28 protein-coding genes are annotated in these 21,809 nt (G+C 52.6%); 24 read left to right on the top strand and 4 right to left on the bottom strand.

The window, feature by feature from the left end; translation table 11 throughout:
* Positions 1-123 precede the first annotated feature (123 nt).
* The 16 genes from AC4ED1_RS07510 to AC4ED1_RS07435 all read left to right on the top strand — a co-directional run bounded on the left by AC4ED1_RS07510 (position 124) and on the right by AC4ED1_RS07435 (position 10,475).
* Positions 124-492 (top strand): rhodanese-like domain-containing protein, encoded by a 369-nt coding sequence (locus AC4ED1_RS07510; RefSeq protein ID WP_490937447.1) that lies wholly within the window; start codon positions 124-126, stop codon positions 490-492.
* A gap of 54 nt (positions 493-546) precedes the next feature.
* Positions 547-867 (top strand): rhodanese-like domain-containing protein, encoded by a 321-nt coding sequence (locus tag AC4ED1_RS07505; RefSeq protein WP_490937256.1) that lies wholly within the window; start codon positions 547-549, stop codon positions 865-867.
* 36 nt (positions 868-903) lie between these two features.
* A complete protein-coding gene (locus AC4ED1_RS07500; protein ID WP_490937254.1) occupies positions 904-1,299 on the top strand; it encodes a DsrE/DsrF/DrsH-like family protein in 396 nt (131 codons plus the stop codon).
* 85 nt (positions 1,300-1,384) lie between these two features.
* Positions 1,385-2,167 (top strand): sulfite exporter TauE/SafE family protein, encoded by a 783-nt coding sequence (locus AC4ED1_RS07495; RefSeq protein ID WP_490937252.1) that lies wholly within the window; start codon positions 1,385-1,387, stop codon positions 2,165-2,167.
* A gap of 11 nt (positions 2,168-2,178) precedes the next feature.
* Positions 2,179-2,766: a sulfurtransferase TusA family protein gene (locus AC4ED1_RS07490; RefSeq protein WP_490937250.1), complete on the top strand. Its 588-nt coding sequence runs from the start codon at positions 2,179-2,181 to the stop codon at positions 2,764-2,766.
* 130 nt (positions 2,767-2,896) lie between these two features.
* Positions 2,897-3,181: a metal-sensitive transcriptional regulator gene (locus AC4ED1_RS07485; RefSeq protein ID WP_490937248.1), complete on the top strand. Its 285-nt coding sequence runs from the start codon at positions 2,897-2,899 to the stop codon at positions 3,179-3,181.
* A 33-nt stretch (positions 3,182-3,214) separates the two neighbouring features.
* Positions 3,215-3,598, top strand: coding sequence for a DUF302 domain-containing protein (locus AC4ED1_RS07480; protein WP_490937246.1), 384 nt, complete (start codon positions 3,215-3,217; stop codon positions 3,596-3,598).
* A gap of 137 nt (positions 3,599-3,735) precedes the next feature.
* Positions 3,736-4,869, top strand: a complete 1,134-nt coding sequence (locus AC4ED1_RS07475; RefSeq protein ID WP_490937244.1) for an MBL fold metallo-hydrolase — start codon at positions 3,736-3,738, stop codon at positions 4,867-4,869.
* Between the two features lie 131 nt (positions 4,870-5,000).
* The gene (locus AC4ED1_RS07470) at positions 5,001-5,174 is read left to right on the top strand and encodes a hypothetical protein (protein ID WP_490937242.1); all 174 of its coding nucleotides are present in this window, start codon (positions 5,001-5,003) and stop codon (positions 5,172-5,174) included.
* A gap of 104 nt (positions 5,175-5,278) precedes the next feature.
* A complete protein-coding gene (locus AC4ED1_RS07465) occupies positions 5,279-5,845 on the top strand; it encodes an NAD(P)/FAD-dependent oxidoreductase (RefSeq protein ID WP_490937240.1) in 567 nt (188 codons plus the stop codon).
* 560 nt (positions 5,846-6,405) lie between these two features.
* On the top strand, positions 6,406-6,666 hold the full coding sequence (locus AC4ED1_RS07460) for a metal-sensitive transcriptional regulator (RefSeq protein WP_490937239.1): 261 nt from the start codon (positions 6,406-6,408) through the stop codon (positions 6,664-6,666).
* Between the two features lie 21 nt (positions 6,667-6,687).
* Positions 6,688-7,254, top strand: a complete 567-nt coding sequence (locus AC4ED1_RS07455) for a class I SAM-dependent methyltransferase (protein ID WP_490937237.1) — start codon at positions 6,688-6,690, stop codon at positions 7,252-7,254.
* 240 nt (positions 7,255-7,494) lie between these two features.
* Positions 7,495-7,845, top strand: a complete 351-nt coding sequence (gene erpA, locus AC4ED1_RS07450) for an iron-sulfur cluster insertion protein ErpA (RefSeq protein ID WP_490937235.1) — start codon at positions 7,495-7,497, stop codon at positions 7,843-7,845.
* 184 nt (positions 7,846-8,029) lie between these two features.
* On the top strand, positions 8,030-8,263 hold the full coding sequence (locus tag AC4ED1_RS07445; RefSeq protein WP_490937233.1) for a FeoA family protein: 234 nt from the start codon (positions 8,030-8,032) through the stop codon (positions 8,261-8,263).
* Positions 8,260-10,275 (top strand): ferrous iron transport protein B, encoded by a 2,016-nt coding sequence (feoB, locus tag AC4ED1_RS07440; protein ID WP_490937231.1) that lies wholly within the window; start codon positions 8,260-8,262, stop codon positions 10,273-10,275. Before AC4ED1_RS07445 ends, feoB begins: the two co-directional genes overlap by 4 nt.
* A 47-nt stretch (positions 10,276-10,322) precedes the next feature.
* Entirely contained in the window at positions 10,323-10,475 is a 153-nt protein-coding gene (locus AC4ED1_RS07435; RefSeq protein WP_490937229.1) for a FeoB-associated Cys-rich membrane protein, read from the top strand.
* Positions 10,476-10,563: 88 nt separating this feature from the next.
* On the opposite strand, the gene AC4ED1_RS07430 is transcribed toward AC4ED1_RS07435, so the two are convergent.
* Entirely contained in the window at positions 10,564-11,001 is a 438-nt protein-coding gene (locus AC4ED1_RS07430; protein ID WP_490937227.1) for a hypothetical protein, read from the bottom strand.
* Between the two features lie 148 nt (positions 11,002-11,149).
* On the opposite strand from AC4ED1_RS07430, the gene AC4ED1_RS07425 reads away from it, so the two are divergent.
* Positions 11,150-12,418, top strand: coding sequence for an HD domain-containing protein (locus AC4ED1_RS07425; protein WP_490937225.1), 1,269 nt, complete (start codon positions 11,150-11,152; stop codon positions 12,416-12,418).
* A gap of 305 nt (positions 12,419-12,723) precedes the next feature.
* On the top strand, positions 12,724-13,971 hold the full coding sequence (locus tag AC4ED1_RS07420) for a glycosyltransferase family 2 protein (protein WP_490937224.1): 1,248 nt from the start codon (positions 12,724-12,726) through the stop codon (positions 13,969-13,971).
* Positions 13,972-14,055: 84 nt separating this feature from the next.
* On the opposite strand, the gene AC4ED1_RS07415 is transcribed toward AC4ED1_RS07420, so the two are convergent.
* Positions 14,056-14,358, bottom strand: coding sequence for a YunC family protein (locus AC4ED1_RS07415; protein WP_490937222.1), 303 nt, complete (start codon positions 14,356-14,358; stop codon positions 14,056-14,058).
* Positions 14,359-14,491: 133 nt separating this feature from the next.
* On the opposite strand from AC4ED1_RS07415, the gene AC4ED1_RS07410 reads away from it, so the two are divergent.
* The 4 genes from AC4ED1_RS07410 (at position 14,492) to AC4ED1_RS07395 (ending at position 19,137) form a co-directional block, all read left to right on the top strand.
* Positions 14,492-16,252, top strand: coding sequence for a B12-binding domain-containing radical SAM protein (locus AC4ED1_RS07410; RefSeq protein WP_490937220.1), 1,761 nt, complete (start codon positions 14,492-14,494; stop codon positions 16,250-16,252).
* A gap of 252 nt (positions 16,253-16,504) precedes the next feature.
* The gene (locus AC4ED1_RS07405) at positions 16,505-17,569 is read left to right on the top strand and encodes a M42 family metallopeptidase (RefSeq protein WP_490937446.1); all 1,065 of its coding nucleotides are present in this window, start codon (positions 16,505-16,507) and stop codon (positions 17,567-17,569) included.
* Between the two features lie 48 nt (positions 17,570-17,617).
* Positions 17,618-18,088: a divergent PAP2 family protein gene (locus AC4ED1_RS07400; protein WP_490937218.1), complete on the top strand. Its 471-nt coding sequence runs from the start codon at positions 17,618-17,620 to the stop codon at positions 18,086-18,088.
* A gap of 143 nt (positions 18,089-18,231) precedes the next feature.
* Positions 18,232-19,137 carry a cupredoxin domain-containing protein gene (locus tag AC4ED1_RS07395; protein WP_490937216.1) on the top strand — a complete coding sequence of 302 codons (906 nt, stop codon included), beginning with the start codon at positions 18,232-18,234 and terminating at the stop codon, positions 19,135-19,137.
* Positions 19,138-19,176: 39 nt separating this feature from the next.
* Here the strand turns inward: AC4ED1_RS07395 and AC4ED1_RS07390 are convergent, their stop codons facing one another.
* Complete coding sequence (locus AC4ED1_RS07390; protein WP_490937214.1) at positions 19,177-19,440, bottom strand: hypothetical protein; 264 nt, start codon at positions 19,438-19,440, stop codon at positions 19,177-19,179.
* A gap of 137 nt (positions 19,441-19,577) precedes the next feature.
* Entirely contained in the window at positions 19,578-19,994 is a 417-nt protein-coding gene (locus AC4ED1_RS07385) for a DUF2231 domain-containing protein (RefSeq protein WP_490937445.1), read from the bottom strand.
* 65 nt (positions 19,995-20,059) lie between these two features.
* Here AC4ED1_RS07385 and AC4ED1_RS07380 point away from each other — a divergent pair, with 65 nt between their 5' ends.
* Together AC4ED1_RS07380 and AC4ED1_RS07375 are read left to right on the top strand one after the other, a co-directional pair.
* Positions 20,060-21,208 (top strand): class I SAM-dependent methyltransferase, encoded by a 1,149-nt coding sequence (locus AC4ED1_RS07380; RefSeq protein ID WP_490937212.1) that lies wholly within the window; start codon positions 20,060-20,062, stop codon positions 21,206-21,208.
* Positions 21,209-21,242: 34 nt separating this feature from the next.
* Positions 21,243-21,800, top strand: coding sequence for a 5' nucleotidase, NT5C type (locus tag AC4ED1_RS07375; protein ID WP_490937210.1), 558 nt, complete (start codon positions 21,243-21,245; stop codon positions 21,798-21,800).
* The last annotated feature ends 9 nt before the right edge of the window (positions 21,801-21,809 follow it).

Below are 21,809 nucleotides of genomic sequence, written 5' to 3'. Positions count from 1 at the left end.
AACTCCATTTCATCAAGAAAATGTATTGACATGGAATAATTTTAAACTATAATAATACCCATCAGGGTATATACCCTGAGCAGTATATATGCGGCTCATATGGAGGGAAAGCATTTGGAGTGGATGCAATATCTTTTATTCGGGTTGGCGCTGTGGTTTCTTCTGCAACGAATGCTTCCTGTCAAAGGGCTGGTCGATCTGACGCCCGGGGAAGTAAGAGAACGGCTCAAAAACGCGAAAGACCATGTTTTTCTTGATGTGAGGGAAGCCCACGAATACCGTGAGGGGCATATCAAAGGGTTTCGCAACATTCCCTTGAGTCAGCTTGCCCGGCGTCTGAATGAAATCGACCGCGACAAAACGGTGGTGCTGACTTGCCGCAGCGGCATGCGCAGCCGGCAAGCCGCCAAGATTCTCAAGAAAAACGGGTTCACCAGGATCAGTCATTTGAAAACCGGCGTATCCGGCTGGGATGGGAATTTGACACGGTGAACATCCGAAACCGACAGGATACCTACACTGGTACTAAAAGAGGGAGGTGAGCATATGCTTCGCGCACAACCGAAAGTGATCAACATTTTGCCTCCGGATGTGAAAGAAAAACTGGACAGGGGCGAAAAGGTGCATATTATTGACGTGCGTGAACACTTTGAAGTCGCGCAAGGCAAAATCCCGGGTGCCAAACACATTCGGCTCTCGGAACTGCCTTACCGACTGGATGAAATCGATCCGGACGTCGAGACGATCCTGGTATGCCGCAGCGGGAACCGCAGCGGAACGGCATGCGAATACCTAATGAGCCGCGGCTACCGCAATGTGAAAAACATGATCGGCGGCATGTTGAACTGGGATGGCGACATTGAATAGAACGAGATGCAAATTAACGAACAGGAGAGATGAACCATGGCAAGACGAGTGGCGATTATTGCATCAAACGGCGGATTGGAGACTGCTTACAAAGTGTTGAACATCGCGACGGCGGCTGCGGCAACCGATGCGGAAGTGGCAATCTTTTTCACATTCGAGGCGCTGGCGATCATCCACAAAGATGCGGCAAATCTGCTGACGATAGGGGCGGGCAAAGAGCATTACCTGGAAGGATTCAAACGCGCAAACGTTCCGTCCATTCCGGAATTGCTTGAAATCGCAAAAGAATCCGGCGTCAAACTGATCGCTTGCCAGATGACCATGGATGTCGCGGGCATGAAGAAAGAGGATTTCATTGACGGCGTTGACGTGGGCGGAGCGGTGACATTCTTGGATTTTGCATACGACGCGGACGTAACCGTCACCTTTTGACAGGCAAACAGCATAAGAGAGCCGACCTTCCCGGAGAGAACAAGGCGGCTCCCGCAATTTCACAGAGGAAAAAGGGGGGGCGGAAATGACGGTCGGGTTGGTCGTCACTCTGTTTCTGATCGGCTTTGCCGGTTCGTTTATCTCGGGTCTTGTGGGGATTGGGGGCTCCATTATTAAATATCCGATGTTGCTGTATATTCCGCCGGCTCTTGGCGTGGCGGCTTATACGGCACACGAGGTGTCCGGGATCAGCGCCGTGCAGGTTTTCTTTGCCACAATATCCGGCGTCCTGGCGCTTCGCAAGGAAAAAGTGATCAACTACAAGCTGGTTGCCTATATGGGCGTCGCCATCATCATCGGCAGTTTTGCCGGAGGATACGGTGGAAAGTTTCTGTCGGGAGCGGCGATTAATTTCGTCTACGCCTTGCTTGCAACGGTTGCGGCCGTTATGATGTTCGTCCCGAAAAAAGGGTTGGACGACATCCCGCTCGATCAAGTGCGGTTTAACCGGACGCTTGCGGTTGTTGCCGCACTTGTGGTCGGCATCGCATCCGGGATTGTCGGAGCGGCCGGGGCTTTCATCCTGGTTCCGATCATGCTTTTGATCCTGAAGATCCCGACCCGGATGACGATCGCTTCTTCACTGGCGATTACGTTCATATCCTCCATCGGTTCAACGGTGGGAAAAGTCATGGCGGGCGACGTGCTGTTCTGGCCGTCGGTCATCATGGTGATCGCCAGCGTATTGGCGGCACCCCTCGGTGCCAAACTGAGCACGCGGGTGAACACCAAAATTCTGCAGGGAATTTTGGCGGTGTTGATCGTTGCGACAGCGGTCAAAATTTGGACTGATATTTTGTTGAAATAGAGGGGGATTCGATGGTGAATACTATGAGCGTTTTCACTGCAGACCAATCGATTGACTGCAAGGGGCTTTCGTGTCCGATGCCGATTGTGCGGACAAAGAAAGCGATCGAGGAGATCGAGCCCGGCCGGGTGCTGGAAGTCGTGGCAACCGACCCGGGGTCCGTTTCCGACGTGAAAAGCTGGGCGGAGCGGACGGGTCACCAGTTCCTCGGGACGATCACGGAAGAAGGCGTTTTTAAACACTATATTCGGAAAGCCGATCCGAGCGAAGTCAGACCCGAAAAGAAATATCCGCACATCGTTGCAAACGGGGAACTGCAGCAAAAACTGGCGGACCAGCCGTTCATTCTCGACGTGCGCGAGCCGATGGAGTACGCCTTCGGCCATATTCCGGGCGCGAAACTGGTGCCGTTTGGCAAACTGGAAGAGGTGATCGACGAACTGAAAGCCGTTGGCGACAGGGAGATCTACGTGATTTGCCGCACCGGCAACCGCAGTGACGTCGCTTGCCAGATTCTCAGCGAAAAAGGGTTGAAAAACGTCAGAAACGTCGTGCCCGGCATGGCGGAATGGAACGGGCCGGTGGAAAGGGGGGTTTAAGCATGGACGTTGACGGCGTCGTGGACGTAAAAGGACTGTCCTGCCCGATGCCGATCGTGAAAGCAAAAATGTGAGAAAAGGCTGGGTTCCATTGCAACGGTACAGATCAAACGGCGCGGAGGTGAGGGGCATGGCCGATTCTGTGGCGCGTTCGAATCAATACGATACGCCGGTCAAGCACCGGCTCAGCCGCATCGCGGGACAGATCCGCGGAGTGCTGGCGATGATGGAACAAAACAAAGAGTGCCGTGATGTGGTCATCCAGTTGGCTGCCATCCGTTCCGCCGTTGATCGGGCAATCGCTTTGGTGATCGTTGGCAATATGCAAGCTTGCATCCGGGAGGAACTCGAAAAAGGCAACGATCCGGACAAAGTGTTGGAGGAAGGCATCAAATTGTTGACGCGTAGCCGGTGACAGGAACCGGCAACAGAAGAACGGAGGGATAATATGTTTCATTACACGGTGGAAACGGCGAAAAGTGTGGACGAAGCGGTGCAAGCGGTGGAAGAAAGCTTGAAAAATCACAAATTCGGGGTATTGTGGAAGCTAGATATCCCGGCCAAGCTGCAGGAGAAAGGGATCGACTTCACGGTTCCGTACCGTGTGCTTGAAGTGTGCAACCCGCACGAAGCGAAACGAGTGTTGACGCAAAACAGACTCGTCGGCTACTTCCTGCCCTGCAAGGTGGTCGTCTACGAAGATCAAGGCAAAACGAAAATCGGGTTGCCGAAACCGACCATACTGATGGAAGTTGTCAACGACCCGGCGCTGAAAGAAATCGCGCAAAGCGTGGAAGACGCACTGATTCAGGCGGTCAACGAGGCGAAGTGACGGCAGGAGTCTGCGCCTGCAGACTCCTGCCGTTTGAGAGTGGTTGACACGGCAGCTTGTTTTCGCAATAATACCTATACGGGTATATACCTGGCGCGGTATAAATGTATAAATTTCGAAAATTGAGGTGAGAAACGATGGCATACAAAGTGTTGAAAGCAAAAGAACTTCATGACAAAATCAACAGCGGGCAACCGATTTTCATCCTTGACGTGCGCAACACGGAAGAATACAAAGACTGGAAGATCGAAGGCAGGAACGTGAAATCGATCAACATTCCGTACTTCGATTTCCTGGAAGAAAACGAAAACAATTATAAAGATCTGCCGAAAGACACCGAAATCGTAATCGTGTGCGCAAAAGGCGGCGGCGGGGAGATGGTCGCCCAAATCCTTGACGAAAAAGGCTACAACGTCAGCAACCTGGAAAAGGGGATGATCGAATGGAGCCAATTCTATCATTCCGTAACCGTTGCATCAGACGAAAACATGAAGTTGATCCAGATCAACCGCGTCGCGAAAGGCTGCTTGTCTTATATGGTCGTTTCGGAAGGTCAGGCACTGGTTGTCGATCCGGCTCGCCATATTGACGAATACAAAAAATTGGCTGAGCAAGAAAATGCCAAAATCGTGCACATTATGGATACCCATTGCCACGCCGACCACATCTCTGGCGGCCATGAACTGGCGGAACAAACGGGCGCGACCTACTACATTTCTTCCGGCGAAATGCAAGGTTCCGGGATCACTTACGAGCCGCTTGAAAAGCACCAACAAATCAAGTTCGGTTCGGTAAACGTGAAGGTCCTTGCGCTGCCGACACCTGGGCATACGCCGGGCAGCGTATCGTTCCTGATCAACGACAAGTTCCTGCTTTCGGGCGACACGATTTTCGTCGGGGGACTGGGCCGACCGGATCTCGGAGGAAAAGCGCGCGAATGGGCACAGTCCCTGTATGACACGGTGTTTACAAAGATCACCAACCTGCCGGACGACATTCTTGTGCTCCCCGGACACTACACCGATTACAGGGAAATGAACGCCAACGGATTTGTCGGCGCAACGTTGGGTTCGATCCGCAACGAAAACGAGATTATGCGCACGGAAAACCGCGAGAAATTCACCGATCTGGTAGCGAGCGATCTCGGGGCGACACCGCCGAACTACGAACAAATCGTCGAGATTAACCGCGGGATTTTGGAAGTGTCAACGGACAAGGCGACCGAACTTGAAATCGGGCCGAACCGTTGCGCCGTACATCACGCCCACTAAAGGAGGATTCGCCATTGATCGAGGTAACGAAAGAAGCGGTTTCGAAATTGAAAGAGATACTCGATTATCCGTCAAAAAACATGATCCGTTTGTATATCGCGGGGGTCGGCTGAGGCGGCCCGAACTACGGTATGGCTCTGGAAGAGTCCATCGGAGAACATGATGAAAAAGAGGTTGTCGACGGAATCCAGTTTGTGTACAATTCGGGCCTGGCTCCTTATATGGAAGGGCTTACGATCAGCTATTCCGATTCGTGGCTGGGCAAAGGATTTCAAGTATACCGACGGGGTTCAGCCGGTTGTTGAGAGAACAGGGAGAGTTCGGCTGTCAAGTTGAACCGAATCGGATCAAAGCAAGATCAATCTGTTTATTTAACCAAACGCCATCAAGGTCAAGGGAGAGAAATCGAATGTTGGATGTGATTATAGTCGGAGGGGGCATCAGCGGTCTTGCAGCTGCCTTGTTTACAGGGAAAGCGGGACTGAAAACCGTGGTGTACGACACGGGAGCGTCCCAGATCAAGCAAGTGTCGTCGGTCTGGAATCACCCTGGCGTTGCAGGCGTTTCCGGCGGGCAACTGCTTGAACAATACCGGCAGCAGGCGCTGGAGGCGGGAGCCGAGATCCGGGACGAGGAAGTGTTGACGGCTGAGCGGTCTGGCGGCCGGTTTGTCGTCCAAACCGCTTCCGGCACCCGCGAAGCGAATTATCTTGTCATCGCCACGAATTTGAACACCAAACTTTTGTCCGATTTTGGCTTTGAACTTGTTGTCAACGAAAAAGTGCCGAGCAGACGGATCCAACAAGTGAAAGACGTCACTTGGGAAGGAAAAACAAACATTCCAAATCTCTATATCGCAGGCTTACTCGCGGGTGTGCCCAGTCAAGCGATCATTGCAGCCGGCCAGGGAGCATTCGTCGGGGTCGATATCGCTTCAAAGGCGACCGGAAACACCTATATGTGGCACGATGTGTAGCCGACCTGAATTTCCCCCAGCATCTCGACCCGGAGGCCGGGTTCCCTGTCCTCCGGGCTCAATGTAAATTTCTTTCCATATTTTCCACAAATTTTCTCCCAAAAACGCAAAACCGCATCCCCGGCACGTCAATCCGAAGAAGAATAATCCCGAAATTCGAAAGTGACATAGCTTTAAATTGCTAAAAAAGTGCCCTAATCTTTGGTAGAATGGTGTTTGACAAGACCAACATCACCCAAAGAAAGGAGCACCTTTTAGGTGAAGTCTACCACAAATACCTCCCAAATCAAAACTGAATTTACGTTAAAGAACGCCACAAATTCCCATTCGAATCGAGGCCCTCTATTCGGTTGTATTCGAGTTGCCTCCTTCTATTCTGGAGTATACCCACATGGGTATTATACGGACTTGTTCACACTTTTGTCAATCTTTTGCGGTGGGGATGATTTGAACCGGGGATTGACAACCTCGGGGACAATATAATATAGATTTGCAATTCCATACCTAAGGGGGTACTATGATAATAAGCTTGAACTAAAACAGCTTTGGGGTGATTGCGTATGCAATATAACGATGCGATGAAAAACCGTCTTCGCCGGATCGAGGGACAAGTCCGGGGCGTTCTTAGCATGATGGAACAAAATAAAGATTGCCGGGATGTGGTGACCCAGTTGACCGCGATCCGTTCGGCGGTGGACCGGGCAATCGGCCTGGTCGTGGCGGGAAACCTGGAAGCGTGCATCCGCGAGGAACTAGGCAAAGGCAACGATCCGAACAAAGTGATCAAGGAAGCGGTCGATTTGCTGGTAAAAAGCCGTTAGGCGGGAAGAGGTGGAGTATCTGTGGCGCATCGTTTCGATCCGAAAAAAGTGCATAAGCTCGACAATCCGGAACGCCGTAAACTGCTGCCGCCGGAAGAAATCCTTGCGCCGCTTGGCATCGGCGGGCGGGATGACGTGGCGGATATCGGGGCGGGACCGGGCTTCTTTGCGATTCCGGCCGCCAAGATGACACAAGGAACCGTCTACGGCGTCGACGTGGAACCGCAGATGTTGGAGTATCTCGGGGAAAAAGCGGCAGAGGCGGGAGCGGCGAATGTGAAACCGGTACAAAGCGACGCGGAGAGCATCGACTTGCCTGATGCCAGTGTCGACAAGGCGTTTTGTGCTTTTGTGCTGCACGAACTCGCCGATTTGCGAAAAGGGCTGGCCGAAATCAAGCGAATTCTCCGGCCGGGCGGCAAGCTGCTGGTCCTCGAGTGGGAGAAGAAAGAAAGCGAATCCGGGCCGCCCGTCGAAGAACGGCTGGACGCGACCGAACTGCAGCCGGTAATTGAATCCTTCGGATTTCAAACACGGGTATTGCGGCCCAACCCGAACCACTATATGATTCTGGGCGAGATTGATTGAATCTGTCAGGGGGGAGAGAGTGAGAAACAATGGGCAGGTCTTTGCGGGCGTTCTCGGTTTTGCGCTGTTGGCGGCAGGATGCGCACGGCATGAACGGATGGACGGGACAGATTGTGAAAGATTAAACCGTTTCCCTGACGGATTTCGTGGTATGTGGTATGATGGTAAGGAAACGCTTTGTTTAAAACAGGGACTATGTTAAAATAGTTCTAAAATCCAAATTGGAAAGGGGAGAGATCGATGGTCACTTTGACCGAATCGGCGGCAATCAAAGTTAAGTCTTTGCTGGCTGAAAAAGGGGAAGATCTCGCTCTCCGGATTTTCGTCAAATCCGGCGGCTGTAGCGGCTTCTCGTATGGAATGGCACTGGATCGTGCCAAAAGCGATGATAACGTTCATACCGAACGCGGCGTGAAAATCGTCATTGACCCGAACAGCGCCCAGTATCTGAACGGCGCTGAAGTCGACTATGTCGATTCGCTGATGGGGGCCGGATTTAAAATCAACAATCCGAATGCCACTCAATCCTGCGGCTGCGGCAGTTCGTTCCGTACCGCGAACGATGCAGGCAAGCCGGGATCCTGTTCGTAACCGAAAAAAGAGCCTATGGATCACAAGTCCATAGGTTTCTTTTGCTTGGTATAATTTTTATCTGATTTCGATTTTAAAAGTTTTAACATTTGTCAAATTCATTGGATTTACGAAAACGGAGCCATGTATTAAAATAAAATTATGAAAATGATTCTCATTCGTTTTGTCTGGTGGGTGCGGGACTATGAAGCGGGTGTTAACGGACGTTCAACCTGGGAGAAAAGCCCGGATCATCAACACTTTGGAGCTTTGCGAGAGGATGCGGCGGCGGTTGACCGACCTTGGCATCATGGAGGAAACCGTTGTCTGCATCAAGCACGTGTTCCCGTTTGGCGGACCTATTGCGATTGAATCCAACGGTCAGTGGATCGGGATCCGGCGGAGGGAAGCCGGCAAAATCGAGGTGGAAATGCAGTGAATCACATCGCGTTGGCCGGCAATCCGAATACGGGCAAAACCTCCCTGTTCAACGTTTTGACCGGTTCTTACGAATATGTGGGGAACTGGCCGGGAGTGACCGTCGAAAAGAAAGTCGGCACGCTGAAAAACAAAAAAGCCCGCCTCGTCGACTTGCCCGGGATCTACTCGCTCAATCCGCTGTCAGAAGACGAGACCATCGCCACTCGGTATCTCCTGACGGAAGATTTTTCATGCATCTTGAACATCGTGGATGCGGCACAACTGGAACGAAACTTGTATTTGACCGTTCAATTGCTGGAATACGGGAAACCTTTGGTGATCGGTCTGAACATGATCGATGTCGCGGAAAAACGGGGCTATCGGATTGACCATGAACGCCTGGGCGCCCTGCTGGGGGTTTCCGTGCTTCCGATTGTGGCCCGCACGGGAACCGGATGCGACAAACTGGCCGAAATCATTAGCGAGATTGACGAAATCCGATACCGGCCCGGTTTTGCTATCGATTACGGCCCTGTCCTCGAAAATGCGGTCGCCCGTCTGACGGAACGCCTCGACTCGCAGGATCGGTTGCCGCCCAAGCGTTGGCTGGCGCTGCAGTTTTTTGAAGGGAATCCGCTGGTTGCAACGCTGCTGCAGAACCTGCTCGACCGGGAATGGTTGAATGGCTTGCTGGCCGAAACGGAACGTTCGGTCAAAGAACAAACCGGCGTAAAATCGTTATACGAATATATCCGGCACGTCCGGAGCACCTTCATCTCCTCCGTTGTCGAGCAGTCGGTCAGCCGGGTGAAACAGGGCGAATTTACCTTAACGGACCGGATCGACCGGATTGTTGCGAATAAATATTTCGGAATTCCGATTTTTCTCGGTTTTATGTATTTGACCTTCAAACTGACGTTTGACTGGTTGGGCACCCCTCTTTCCGATTTGCTGGACGGATTCATTGCGGGACCGGTGACGGACGCCTTGGACCAACTGCTGACCCGGTCGGGAGCATCTGCCTTGCTGCGGGATGTGGTACTGCAAGGCGTTGTCGCCGGAGTTGGCGGCGTGCTTGTCTTCGTGCCACAAATTTTTATCTTGTTTTTCATCATTTCGCTGATTGAAGACTCCGGTTACATGGCGCGGGTTGCGATGGTGATGGACCGCTTGATGGAAGCGGTCGGACTGAACGGAAAGGCTTTTATTCCAATGATTATCGGCTTTGGGTGCAACGTTCCCGGCATCATGGCGGCCCGTACCATTGAGCAGCCCAAGGAACGCCTTCTGACGATCGTCCTCACTCCGCTGATGTCGTGTTCCGCCAGGTTATCGGTGTACAGTTTGTTTGTCGGGGCGTTTTTCAAACACAATCAAGCTTTCATCGTGTTATCGCTGTATGTGCTCGGCGTGTGCACGGCCCTGATTCTGGCGAAGGTTTTCTCCTCGGTTCTACTGAAACAGGAGAGTTCGCTGTTTATCGTGGAGCTCCCGCCTTACCGGATTCCCCAGTGGCGTACCCTATTGCGGAGCACGTGGGAAAAGGGAAAAGGGTTTGTGCGGAAGGCGGGAACCGTTATTTTCGGCGGATCGGTGGCGATTTGGCTGCTCGGTTATACAGGCCCCGGAGGGCTTAACGTCCCGATGAACGAGAGCTTTCTGGCGTTGCTTGGCGGCTTACTGGCGCCGCTGTTGGCGCCGTTGGGATTCGGCAATTGGCAGGCGGGGGCGGCCTTGCTGACCGGGTTTCTTGCAAAAGAAGTCGTTGTCTCCACCATGAACATCATCTATGCCACTCCCGGCACCGATACGCTGCAGGGGCTGATGGCGAATTACTTTACGCCGCTGGAGGCTTACAGTTTTATGGTGTTCCTGCTGTTGTATGTGCCTTGTCTTGCGACGGTGGCCGTCATCCGCAAAGAAACCATGTCGGCGCGCTGGACCTGGTTTGCGGTCGGATACGCTCTGACGATCGCGTACTTGCTTTCGCTTGCGGTCTATCAAGCGGGAAAACTTTTGGGTTTTAACTGATAGGCGGGCTTGATATATTGATAGGTTTTTACTAAGGAAGGCGGGAGATGACGGTGTTTGGCAACATGCTGATCGGAGGCTTGATTTTCGGATATGCCGGTTGGGCGATTTATCGTTTTGTCCGAAAAAGCAAAGCGGGGAAATGCGCCGGTTGTTCGCTGAGCAAACACTGCAGCCAAGCGGGATGCGAAGAAAATTAAGATCCGTGCGATTGAAAAAGCGTTTGCAAAAAGGGGCTGTCCCAAAGTGGAAAAACCGTATTTGGGCATACCCCTTTTTTTCTTTCGTTTAACTCGTACCCTTTGCTTCGTGCAAATAGCGTTGCAAAGTCTGTATCATATCTTTGTCGAGTAGATCCGAATCGGGATCTTTTTCGAAAATCGATTTCAGCTCGTAAGAAGCTTCCAGCATATACATTTTCCTGGCCGCATCCCGCGTTTTTGCGGTTGAGATGCTGTCAAGATCGGGATGAAAGGCGATATAAGCCAATTCAACGCGCGGTGAATAATGTTCCTCAACCACTTTCCTTAAAGCGTTCAGGCAATGCCATTCCTTTGACAGTTCCGGGTGCTGCGAAAGGGCGGCTACCGGCTTTTCGCCCGCGGCGGCCTGCTTCGCCCGCGGCGGCATGTCGATCCACGTTTTCATCAGTTGTATCAAATCGTCTTGTTGATCCGGCGCAAGCCGTTCGAACAATGACAGAAGCTCATCACGCTTGTCGCTCATGTGTCGGACCCCTTTAACCCCTAAAGTTAACAATTCCGTACGTTTATTATACCATAGTGTCCCAAGGAGAGAACGGTTCTTCGCAAAAACAGGTTTTTTCGTCAAAAATGTGGTAATCTTTTGGGGAGGAGGAAAGGAGGCAGCGCGGGTGGCAACAAAGTGGTTCTCGGAAGAAAAAGTTCTGAAAGATCCGATTCACGACTGGGTGTACATACAGGATCCATTGATTTGGAATCTCATCAATACCAAAGCTTTTCAACGCCTTAGAAGGATCAAGCAGTTGGGAACTTCGTACCTGGTGTTTCACGGAGCGGAGCACAGCCGGTTGACTCACTCCCTTGGCACCTACGAAACGATGCGTAAGGTGTTGTCTCATTTCCGCCGCAATCACGGTTGGCCGACAGAGGAACGCCTGCACAAACTGGCGCTTTGCGCCGCTTTGCTGCACGACATCGGCCACGGCCCTTTTTCCCACGCCTTTGAGGGAGCGTTTGACACCCATCATGAAACGTGGACGCGCCGCATTCTTTTGGAAGATGAAGAGGTCAACGGCGTTCTCCGTACGGTGGACGAGGAGTTTCCCCGCGACCTGGCGGGAATTATCGGGAAAGACAGCCGGTATCCGCTGATCGTCCGAATGATCTCCAGTCAGTTGGACGTCGACCGGATGGATTACCTGCTGCGGGACGCTTTGCATACGGGTGTAATTTACGGGAAGTACGAACTGGAACGGTTGATTCGGGTGATGCGCCCGTATGCGGACGACATCGTAATCAAAAGTTCCGGCATTCATACGGTCGAACAGTATGTATTGGCCCGTTATTTCATGTATACTCAAGTGTATCTGCACCATAAGACGATCGGCGGCGATCTGCTGCTGCGATCGGTCATGCTGCGGGCGAAGAAGCTGTTTCAAGAGGAGAAGTTGAAATATCATCCGGTGGAATTGGTTCCGTTCTTTGCAAGAAAAGATTCCGACATCAGCGTGGCAGAATATCTGCGTGTCGACGAATCGACCATGACTTACGCCTTTCACCGGTGGAGAGACGAGCCGGATCCGATCTTGTCCGATCTGGCGAGCCGGTTTTTGGACCGCAGGCTGTACGCCTCGATCGCCTGCGGCAGGCTGACGGAAGAAACGCTTGGATCGCTGCGTGAAATGTTTGCAAAGCGAGGCCTCGATCCCCGGTATTACTTGGTCTATCAGGAGATTGCGACAGCCGGCTTTCTTTACAAGGAAGGGATTCGAGTGCTCGATGAGCATGGAAGGCTCAGAGAGATACACGAGATATCCAATTTGATCCGGTCGCTGGTGCCGGAGATTAAATACCGCCTGTATTACCCGAAAGACGGAATCATGCTTGACGGTGAATTGTCCGCCGTTTTTGAAAAATTGCGGGGGTTGTGCGACACCTGAAAACAAAGCGGCTGGACATAGTGGGATATTGGGGCCCGCCCTATGGTGATGTTGGGATTTGGCATCACGTCCCCGTATCTGGCCGGGGCGGGAATTTCCGTGGGCGCCATTGCGATGTTTTTCACTTATCAAAAGTGGGAGCGCCGCCATTTGGCGTAAAGAACTTTTTCGCGGCAATTTTTCGCTCCGATTCTACTTGTCCGCATCTTGGCGTACATGATATAGTAGATTGACGTAATCAAGACGAAACAGGCGAAGGTGAACCGAGTACGCAGATTTTCATTAAAGCGAGGGGTTAGTTTTTTATGAGTATATTGGGAACTGTAGCGGATGGTGTATTCATTGCGCTCCAAGTTCTTATAGGTGCCACGAGCGCTTATCTCGCCGGCTTGGCTTTTTTCGGATTGCGACATAAAAAAGAAAAGGCTGTGCATCCGCCGCAAAAGTCGTTTGCGGTGATTGTGGCCGCTCATAACGAGGCGGAAGTCATCGAGCCTTTGATCGATAATTTAAAAAAAATGGATTATCCTTCCGAACTGTACGACATCTATGTCATCTGTGACAACTGCACCGACAATACCGCCGACATCGTGCGCCGCGCAGGGGCGATTGCCTGCGAACGCTTTGATGACACCAAGCGCGGAAAAGGATATGCGATCGAATGGATGCTCGAACGCTTGTGGGAGCAGGAAAAACAATACGACGCGGTTGTCATGTTTGACGCAGATAATTTGGTGGCAACCGACTTCCTGCGGCACATGAACGACAAACTGATCAACGGCAGCCGGGTGATCCAAGGCTATCTGGACACAAAGAACCCTTACGATTCCTGGATTTCGGTCTCCTATGCGATTTCTTATTATTTTACCAACCGTATGTGGCAATTGCCGCGCTATAATCTGGGGCTTGCCAACGCGCTTGGCGGCACCGGGATCTGTATCGATGTGCCTTTGCTGAAGGAAATGGGATGGGGTGCCCATTCGTTGACCGAGGATGTTGAATTTACCGCCCGTTGCGTCGAGCGGGGGATCTACCCGACCTGGGCCCACGACGCGATCGTGTACGACGAAAAACCGAACACGCTGAAAGCTTCCTGGAAACAGCGGATGCGTTGGATGCAGGGGCATTTCGACTGCGCTTCCCGTTATTTGTGGCCGCTCCTGACAAAGAGCATCAAGACCCGCAACTGGGCGATGCTTGACGCGGCGCTGTATTTGTTCCAGCCGATGCGTCTTTTGATCATTCTTTTGATCACGGTTATCACCTATCTGCAATTGGTCATGCCGTCCTGGTGGGCGGTCACCAACATCCAAAAGGTGCTGTTCCCGACAGAGTTCTGGACGGTTGTCAGCATCCTGATTTATGGCCAATTGCCTTTGTCGATGATCCTTGAAAAGGCGAATTGGCGTGCGTATCTCGGGTTAATCGTATACCCCGTGTTCTTGATCACATGGTTCCCGATCACCGTGATCGCATATTTTACCAAGAACAACAAGACTTGGAGCCATACGGTACATACGCGCAGCATTCGTTTGGAAGAAATGAGCAATTGACAAGCGATACGAAGAAACCTCCCGGCCTTTTTGGCGGGAGGTTTTGCGGTCTTTGCGCCCGGACATTCATCGCGGCAAACGGTTTTACAACATCCTCAACAGCGCTTCGCGCCCGGTCATTCCCGGTAGGATCCCCAGTTCTTCCGCTTTTGCCGTGACGGATTCCAACGGGAAATTCAGCAGATCTTCAAGGCTGCGGACTCCGACGGCGCGGCCTGCGATGATGCCGCGATCGGCCAGTTTTTCATCCAGCAGCCGGACGTCCAGCGCTCCGCACATGATGTATCCTTTGTCTGTTTTGATTGCAAGCAAGTTGGTTTTGGGCAGTTCAACATGGACGCCGATTACGGTATGTCCTTCAATCTCAATCGGTTTTACGCTAACCAATTCCGGCTTCCTCCTTTCCAGACGTCTGTTATACAAATATGGAATTCAACCTGAGAATGTCCGCCAGGTATCCGTGAAACGAAATGAAATGTGTACTATACTAGTACGAGAATCGATTGGTTGGGGGATCCGAATGAACATCCTGTTGGCGACGCTTAATGCGAAATACGTTCACTCCTCACTGGCGCTCCGCTATTTGCGCAGTTATACGGAGCCTTATTTTCCCGGCGTCCGCCTGGTCGAATACACGATCAACGACCTGCCGGAAAAGATCGCCGCCGACCTCTACAAGCGGCGGCCCGATGTCATCGGCTTTTCCTGTTATATCTGGAACATCGGCGGGACAATCGCGGTGATCAAGCGCCTCAAAAAAATCCTGCCGGATGTCAAAATCGTCCTTGGCGGCCCTGAAGTCACTTATGAAACGAGAGAGTTTATGGAACGGCACCCGTATGTCGATTATGTGGTGGTGGGCGAAGGGGAACAGACTTTTCTCGAGCTGCTGCAGGCGATTGCGGCAGGCCAAAGCGCGGAGGGGATACATGGCGTCGTCTACCGGGACGGCTGCCTCGTGCGGGAGAATCCCCGCCGCATGATGCTGCCCGATCTGAATGTCATTCCTTCCCCTTATCAAGACCGGCTGGAAGAGTTGGAAAATCGCATTGTGTATTTCGAATGTTCCCGCGGCTGTCCGTTCAGGTGCCAGTACTGCCTGTCCTCGATCGAAGACGGAGTCCGATACTTCGGGCTGGAACGGGTGAAAAGCGATCTCAAGCGGCTGATCGACGCGGGCGTGCGGCAGATCAAGTTTGTGGACCGCACGTTTAATATTCATAAGCGGTATGCGCTGGAAGTGTTCCGATTTTTGATCGACAACCGGAAGGACACGACGTTTCACTTCGAGATTACGGCGGACATTCTGAATCCCGACGTGGTGGATTTCCTGAACGAAAACGCACCGAAAGGTCTCTTCCGGTTTGAGATCGGCGTTCAGTCGACGAATGATTTGACCAACGAATTGGTGCAACGTAGGCAAAACTTTGAGAAGCTGTCCAATACGGTGATCAAAATCAGGGAAGGCGGCAAAATTCACCAACACCTGGATTTGATCGCGGGGTTGCCGGAAGAGGATTACGCTTCCTTCCGCAAGACCTTTAACGACGTGTACGCGCTGAAGCCGGACGAGTTGCAGTTGGGATTTTTAAAGATGTTGAAGGGAACCGGGGTGAAAATCCGGGCGGCCGAACACGGGTATGTGTGGAGCGAAGAACCTCCCTACGAGATTTTTTATAACAATGTGCTGTCGTATGACGATGTTCTTCGCTTGAAAGGTGTCGAGGACATACTCGAACGGTACAGCAATTCCCACAAGTTTGACGTTTCCTTGCCGTATATTATTGCCCGGGAATTTGAAACGCCATTCGATTTCTTTCAGGATTTTGCCGACTACTGGGAAGCGTGCGGCCTGTTCAAAATCGGCCACCGGTTGAAGGCGCTTTATGAACACCTGCATTCGTTTTTGCAGGCGAGGAATTCGCGTGATCTTCACGTCATCCGCGAATTGTTGAAACTCGACATGGCTTTGCACGAGCGGTCCCGCCAGTGGCCCGGCTGGATCCGGCCGGAAGAAGACGGGGAACAGGTGGAAAAAACCTACCTCCTTTTGCAAAATGAGGATTGGCGAAAAGCGAACATTCCGGCTTTGGCGGACGTGCCGCCGCATTTGTTGCGAAAAAACGCCTATGTGTTAACCCTCAACTGTGACGTGGAAAAAGCGGTCCGGGAGCCCGGCCAACCGCAATCCGGGCAAGAGCGGAGCACCGTTGTCGTGTTTTACGACGCTCCGCACAGGCAAGCCGGAACGGCCAATTATTACGTTGTCACCGGCATTTGAGAAGCACCTCTTGGCCGGCAAACGGATTTTTTTGTTAGAAAAAACAAGGAAGCCATACAAAACGTGTCGAATAAGGTCGAATGAAAAGTGCGGCAGTAAAACGATTGCGGATGTGGCGGAAAACGCCGTGTCGGGTACCCAAAACGCGTCGGCGGCGGTTGCGGAACAATTTGCCGTAAAATAAGATGCACACTGCAAAGAACTGCACACTGCACACATCGACATGCGAGGAGGATTTTCTTGGACCCGTTGATGATCCTGTTTCAAGAACTGACGGAAGCGTCGGGGGCTCCCGGCCAGGAAGAAGAAGTGCGGGGATTGATGCGCAAATACCTGGACCCCCTTTCGGAAGAGATCCTGACTGATAATCTCGGAAGCATTATCGCCAAAAAAACCGGTTCCCCAAACGGACCGAAAATCATGCTGGCCGGCCATCTCGACGAAATCGCGCTGATGGTTACCCATATTACGTCCAAAGGATACATCAAGTTTCAGACGCTAGGCGGCTGGTGGTCGCAAGTGATGCTGGCCCAGCGGGTCGTCATCAAGACGCGCAAAGGCGATGTGATCGGCGTCATCGGCTCGAAGCCGCCGCATATCCTGCCGCCGGAAGAGCGCAACAAAGTCGTTCAGATTAAAGACATGTTTATCGACATTGGGGCTTCCAGTGCGGAGGAGGCAAAGGAGTTCGGTATCCGGCCCGGCGACCCGATTTTGCCGGTCTGTCCGTTTACCGTGATGAAAAACGAAAAATTTATCATGGGCAAAGCGCTTGACAACCGGGCGGGCTGCGCGTTGGCGGTCGAGGTACTCAACCGGCTGCAAAACGTGGAGCATCCCAATACGGTTTTCAGCGGCGCAACGGTGCAGGAGGAAGTCGGCTTGCGCGGCGCCGCAACGTTGCCGCAGGTTGTGGATCCGGACGTCTTTTTTGCGCTCGATGTGGGAATTGCCGGCGACACCCCCGGCATGTCGGAGGATCAGATGCCGAACAGCAAATGCGGCAAGGGACCGCTGGTCGTGCTGTACGATTATTCGATGGTTCCGCACAAGAAGCTGCTGGACTTTGTATTGGATACGGCGGAAGCGGAAGGCATTCCGGTCCAGTTTGAGGCGATGCCGGGCGGCGGCACCGACGCGGGACGGGTCCATTTGCACGGGAAAGGGGTACCCTCCCTCGTCATCGGTTTCCCGACCCGTTATATTCACAGCCATGCGGCGGTTATGCACCGTGACGATTTTGAAAACGCGGCCAAACTGCTGGTGGCCGTCATTCGAAAATTGGACAGCGAGGCTGTGGCATCACTGTTGAAATGATCTCTCCCGTTTGCGCATACTATGATCAGCGCACTACGGGAGGAAACCATGCAAACGTTGTTCTTCAACCATTCCTTGCTTGCCGCTTTGCTGGCGACGGGGCTTGCCCAGTTGATAAAAGTGCCGATCCGTTATTTCACCCACGGCGAATGGAATTGGCGCCGGCTGGCCGGCACCGGGGGAATGCCGAGTTCCCATGCCGCCGGCGTCTCGTGTCTGGCGGCAAATCTCGGCATCACGGAGGGCTTTGCTTCTCCCTTGTTCGGAATTGCAGCGATGTTGGGACTGATTGTGATGTATGATGCGATGGGGATACGTCGGCATGCGGGGGAGACCGCCATGGCTTTGAACCGGCTGGAGGCCGATTTTGACAAACATCTTGCGGAAGAGTTAAGGGGAAAAAGGCGGCTCGATTACCGCCGTAAACACAGAAGGCTGAAAGAAATGCTCGGCCATCAGCCGGTCGAGGTGCTTGCGGGAGCCGTTTTCGGGATTATCGTGGCGTTGTTGCTGGATTAAATTTGGAGCTGAAGTTGAAAGCAAATTGTCACATTTACGCTTGAAAAGCGGTTGAAAAGGGTTACTCCGGCCGTTAAAGTGGATGGTAGGGATTGCGCCAGTGGCGTCCCTATTCAGGAATTCGGCGGAAGGAGGAAGCCGTTATGTGGCTGAACGCAATCGCTTTTCTGACGGGAATCGGAATGGCGGTTTATATAAAGCTGCTGGTGAATCGGCACAAAAAGAAGCTGACATGCATGACGGCGATGATGATCGCGATGACTTCCGCGATGATGACAAGCACGCTGTTTGGCACGGTGCTGGGCATCGTCATCGGCGACATGCTGGTTCCGACTGTAGCGGCCGTATTGGTTGGCCTGGTCGTCGGATACGCAACGGGAAAACCGGTGAGTTTAATGGCGGCTATGGACGGAATGCTGGCCGGCATGATGGGCGGCATGATGGGAGCGATGCTGGGCGTCATGGTTTCTCTGTCGTCCCCGAAATGGATGGTTGCTTTCGTTACCGTGGTCACTGTCATCATCATGGTGGTTTTGGTGCGGATGATCCGGGAAGAAATCGGTGCCGTCGAAGGGAACGATGTTTTGCAAAATGAACGGCGCTTCTTTCCGCAGATCGGGTTTCCCAAGTTCCTGTGGTTTGTCTTGCCTTTTTTTCTTTTGCTGCTGACTGTGTTCTTTAACATGACGCAAGCGGGAGAAACCCCGAAACCGGGCAGTGCCGTTACGGCGACGGATGTTGAGGCGGCCAACGCTGAAACGGCCGGAGTTGTGACGGGAAAGAAAGCGCAAGAAATCGACATCACGGTAAAAAAGGACGGATACTGGCCTGAGGAAATCAAGGTCAAAGCCGGTACACTGGTGAAGCTCAATTTCAAGAAAGATTATGAAGGCGGATGCTTATCCTATATCCTGATCAAGGATTTTAAAATATCGAAACCGGTGAACGTGGGGACCACCACGGTTGAAATCAACCCGCAAAAACCGGGCAAATACCCGTTTACCTGCGGGATGAAGATGTACAGGGGAACCATCGTTGTGGAACCGTAAAAGGCCGGGAGTTTTGCCACGGCCTTGCTTTTGGTTGTATCAGTCGCACCAAGCGCCTTCCCGCTCGATTTTCTCGATTACGGTTTGCAATGCCATCCGTTTGTCGTATACCATGTTGCTGCCGTAAATGATCAGTTTCGCCTCGGGATCCCTGTTGGTGCCGATGGCGTAAAATTTTCCTTCCGTCGTCTCAAACAGCTCGATTTGGAACTGCCCTTTTTCGCTGTTGTAGTCGTAGAATTCTTTTTTCAGGAGCTCCGCCCCTTCTGGAAGCTCCACTTCGTGCCAAGTCGGTTCTGCCATGTCGAATCAACTCCTTCCCGCTTCCTTTCATTGTACACTTCCGAGAAACGAAATGCATCGTGCCAGGAAAAAATCAACCCGGCCTTGTGCCGGGTTTTTGTCAATTTTTGTCCTTGCCCGCTTTTCCGGTTCCGGTGTCAGGAGGAACAACGGAATTTGCAGCTTCTTTTGTGTTGTAGACGATTTGGCCCCTCCGTAGTGTCCGGTTTTGCGGCAAGCAAGCCTCCTCCGATCAGCGAGAGAACGAGGATGATAGGTGTGATTGCGCGGATTGGCAGCTTCGAACGAAAGAGTTTCAGGGCAACGATAACTCCGAATACAATAACGGTGATCAGCGCCAGTTCAGCATGCTTTTCAATTGCGGTTCTGGTTGCGCCAAATTGATTTTTTGCAAAACGCTCCCCGGCTTCCCCTGTTACATAAGCGGCAATACCGGAAACAAAACCGCCAACAAACATGTAAATCGCGAGTCTGTCAAAAAAATCCCGTTTCCAAAGCGCTATGATTTCAGCGATGACTCCCAATAACAGCATGGCGATGGGAAAGTGAACAATTAACGGATTAATCCGGGGCGCTTCGTTATTGCTTTTGGTAAAATAAAAGCGAGGCGGGTGGCAAGATGAATGAACTGGAAAAACGGATCATTGAGAAAATTCGGCTTGCAGGCGGGCGGATTACGTTTGCCGATTATATGGCGGAAGCGCTCTATCACCCTGAGTTTGGCTATTACAACCGGCCGCCGATGACGATCGGGGAACGGGGAGATTTTTATACGTCTCCGCTGGTCCATCCGATCTTCGGGCACTGTGTGGCAAGGCAAGTGCGCCAAATGTGGCGGGATCTCGGGTCGCCGTCTGCCTTTTCGATTGTGGAAATGGGAGCGGGCACGGGGGCGCTTGCACGCGATCTGCTGACCGAGTGGGACCGGTTGCAAAGCGGCGACAGTCGCGACACTGATCCGCCACGGGTGGACTTGCACTATCGAATCGTTGAGCAGAGCCCGGTTTTACGGCAAAAACAGCGGGAAACCACAGCCGAAATCGCTGCCGGCCGCATCACCTGGCATGCGGGATTGCAGGAGATTCCCGGATACGGTTCCTTGGTCGGGGTGATCCTTAGCAACGAATTGTTTGACGCATTGCCCGTCCACCGTTTAATCGTAGTTGACGGGCAATTGCGGGAGCGTTACGTTGCGCTGCAGAACGCGGCTGGAGACGATGTCCGGTTGGAAGAAGTCACGGGTCCGTTGTCGGATGAAAAATTGGCTTCTGTCCTGACAGACGTTGTACTTGCCGGATTGGAGGAGGGGGACCGGCTCGAAGTAAGCCCTGCCGCCGGGGAAGTTATGGCTGCGATGGCGGATGCGCTGGATCGGGGATATGTCGTCACAATCGATTATGGCGATCTCTCGCCCGACGTTTATTGGAAGTCTGTCCGGTCGGGCGGAATTCGCTGTTATTACAAGCAAACGCTCGTGACAGACCCGTACGAACGGATCGGGGAACAAGACATTACGGCGGATGTCGATTTCAGCTACTTGCAGCGCGAAGGTGAAAGGAAAGGGTTCCGCACGGTGCGGTTGGCTTCACAAGCCGAGTTTTTGGAGAGTTTCGGTTTTTTGGACAAAGTAGCGGATTTACAGAGGTTGGCGTTCAAGGATCTGCGGTACGATTTCGAATTGCAGCGCATGCTGACTCTTTATTTGCCGCAGGGGTTGGGGGCCGCCTGCAAAGTGCTGATTCAGGCCAAAAAGCCTGGTTTCGCCTGATTTTCACGGATGTGTGATTGGGAGAGTATCGATTGTGAAAAAGGTTCTCTGTATTGACATGGATTCGGTGATCGTCGATTTGATGTCCGAGTGGTACCGGCGTTACAACCTGGATTATCAGGATGATTTGACTGTCGAACGCGTGGTGCATTGGGACGCGAAATCTTATGTAAAACCGGAGTGCGGCGCCAAAATTTACGAGTATCTGCAGGAACCCGGCCTGTTTTTAAACCTGAAGCCGCTGCCCCACGCGATTGAGGCGCTGGAGCGGCTCTCGAAACGGTTTGACATCCTGGTTGTCACCTCTTCACCGTCTGTCGTTGCCTACCGGGAAAAAGAGGAATGGGTGCTGCGGCATCTGCCGTTCATCGGGCGGCACAACCTGATTTTTGCCCACCGCAAGGACATGATCCGCGGCGATCTCCTGTTCGATGACGCGCCGCACAACCTACTGGACTTTCTGGCAACCGGCCGCGTCGCGGTGGCGATGGACTACCCTTACAACCGCAGCGTTCCCTGTTTGCGGGTATCCGGCTGGCTGGAATTCGAGGACAAAGTCGATTCGTTCCTGGCATCCGCCGGACGGTGTTAGGCAGCTGCC

This window comes from Effusibacillus sp. SKA8, from assembly GCF_058273125.1.
The sequence above is the reverse complement of the archived record's forward strand: the minus strand, read 5'-3'. Positions and strand labels throughout refer to the sequence as shown.

Bases quoted from the DNA above. Each gene is read 5' to 3' on its own strand.
- AC4ED1_RS07410 (WP_490937220.1), top strand. From the start codon at position 14,492: ATGAACATCCTGTTGGCGACGCTTAATGCGAAATACGTTCACTCCTCA.
- AC4ED1_RS07475 (WP_490937244.1), top strand. From the start codon at position 3,736: ATGGCATACAAAGTGTTGAAAGCAAAAGAACTTCATGACAAAATCAAC.
- AC4ED1_RS07505 (WP_490937256.1), top strand. From the start codon at position 547: ATGCTTCGCGCACAACCGAAAGTGATCAACATTTTGCCTCCGGATGTG.
- AC4ED1_RS07390 (WP_490937214.1), bottom strand. From the start codon at position 19,440: ATGGCAGAACCGACTTGGCACGAAGTGGAGCTTCCAGAAGGGGCGGAG.
- AC4ED1_RS07490 (WP_490937250.1), top strand. From the start codon at position 2,179: ATGGTGAATACTATGAGCGTTTTCACTGCAGACCAATCGATTGACTGC.
- AC4ED1_RS07510 (WP_490937447.1), top strand. From the start codon at position 124: ATGCAATATCTTTTATTCGGGTTGGCGCTGTGGTTTCTTCTGCAACGA.
- AC4ED1_RS07500 (WP_490937254.1), top strand. From the start codon at position 904: ATGGCAAGACGAGTGGCGATTATTGCATCAAACGGCGGATTGGAGACT.
- AC4ED1_RS07395 (WP_490937216.1), top strand. From the start codon at position 18,232: ATGTGGCTGAACGCAATCGCTTTTCTGACGGGAATCGGAATGGCGGTT.
- AC4ED1_RS07495 (WP_490937252.1), top strand. From the start codon at position 1,385: ATGACGGTCGGGTTGGTCGTCACTCTGTTTCTGATCGGCTTTGCCGGT.
- AC4ED1_RS07445 (WP_490937233.1), top strand. From the start codon at position 8,030: ATGAAGCGGGTGTTAACGGACGTTCAACCTGGGAGAAAAGCCCGGATC.
- AC4ED1_RS07465 (WP_490937240.1), top strand. From the start codon at position 5,279: ATGTTGGATGTGATTATAGTCGGAGGGGGCATCAGCGGTCTTGCAGCT.
- erpA (WP_490937235.1), top strand. From the start codon at position 7,495: ATGGTCACTTTGACCGAATCGGCGGCAATCAAAGTTAAGTCTTTGCTG.
- AC4ED1_RS07380 (WP_490937212.1), top strand. From the start codon at position 20,060: ATGAATGAACTGGAAAAACGGATCATTGAGAAAATTCGGCTTGCAGGC.
- AC4ED1_RS07405 (WP_490937446.1), top strand. From the start codon at position 16,505: ATGATCCTGTTTCAAGAACTGACGGAAGCGTCGGGGGCTCCCGGCCAG.
- AC4ED1_RS07460 (WP_490937239.1), top strand. From the start codon at position 6,406: ATGCAATATAACGATGCGATGAAAAACCGTCTTCGCCGGATCGAGGGA.
- AC4ED1_RS07400 (WP_490937218.1), top strand. From the start codon at position 17,618: ATGCAAACGTTGTTCTTCAACCATTCCTTGCTTGCCGCTTTGCTGGCG.
- AC4ED1_RS07420 (WP_490937224.1), top strand. From the start codon at position 12,724: ATGAGTATATTGGGAACTGTAGCGGATGGTGTATTCATTGCGCTCCAA.
- AC4ED1_RS07470 (WP_490937242.1), top strand. From the start codon at position 5,001: ATGGCTCTGGAAGAGTCCATCGGAGAACATGATGAAAAAGAGGTTGTC.
- AC4ED1_RS07480 (WP_490937246.1), top strand. From the start codon at position 3,215: ATGTTTCATTACACGGTGGAAACGGCGAAAAGTGTGGACGAAGCGGTG.
- AC4ED1_RS07435 (WP_490937229.1), top strand. From the start codon at position 10,323: ATGACGGTGTTTGGCAACATGCTGATCGGAGGCTTGATTTTCGGATAT.
- AC4ED1_RS07485 (WP_490937248.1), top strand. From the start codon at position 2,897: ATGGCCGATTCTGTGGCGCGTTCGAATCAATACGATACGCCGGTCAAG.
- AC4ED1_RS07430 (WP_490937227.1), bottom strand. From the start codon at position 11,001: ATGAGCGACAAGCGTGATGAGCTTCTGTCATTGTTCGAACGGCTTGCG.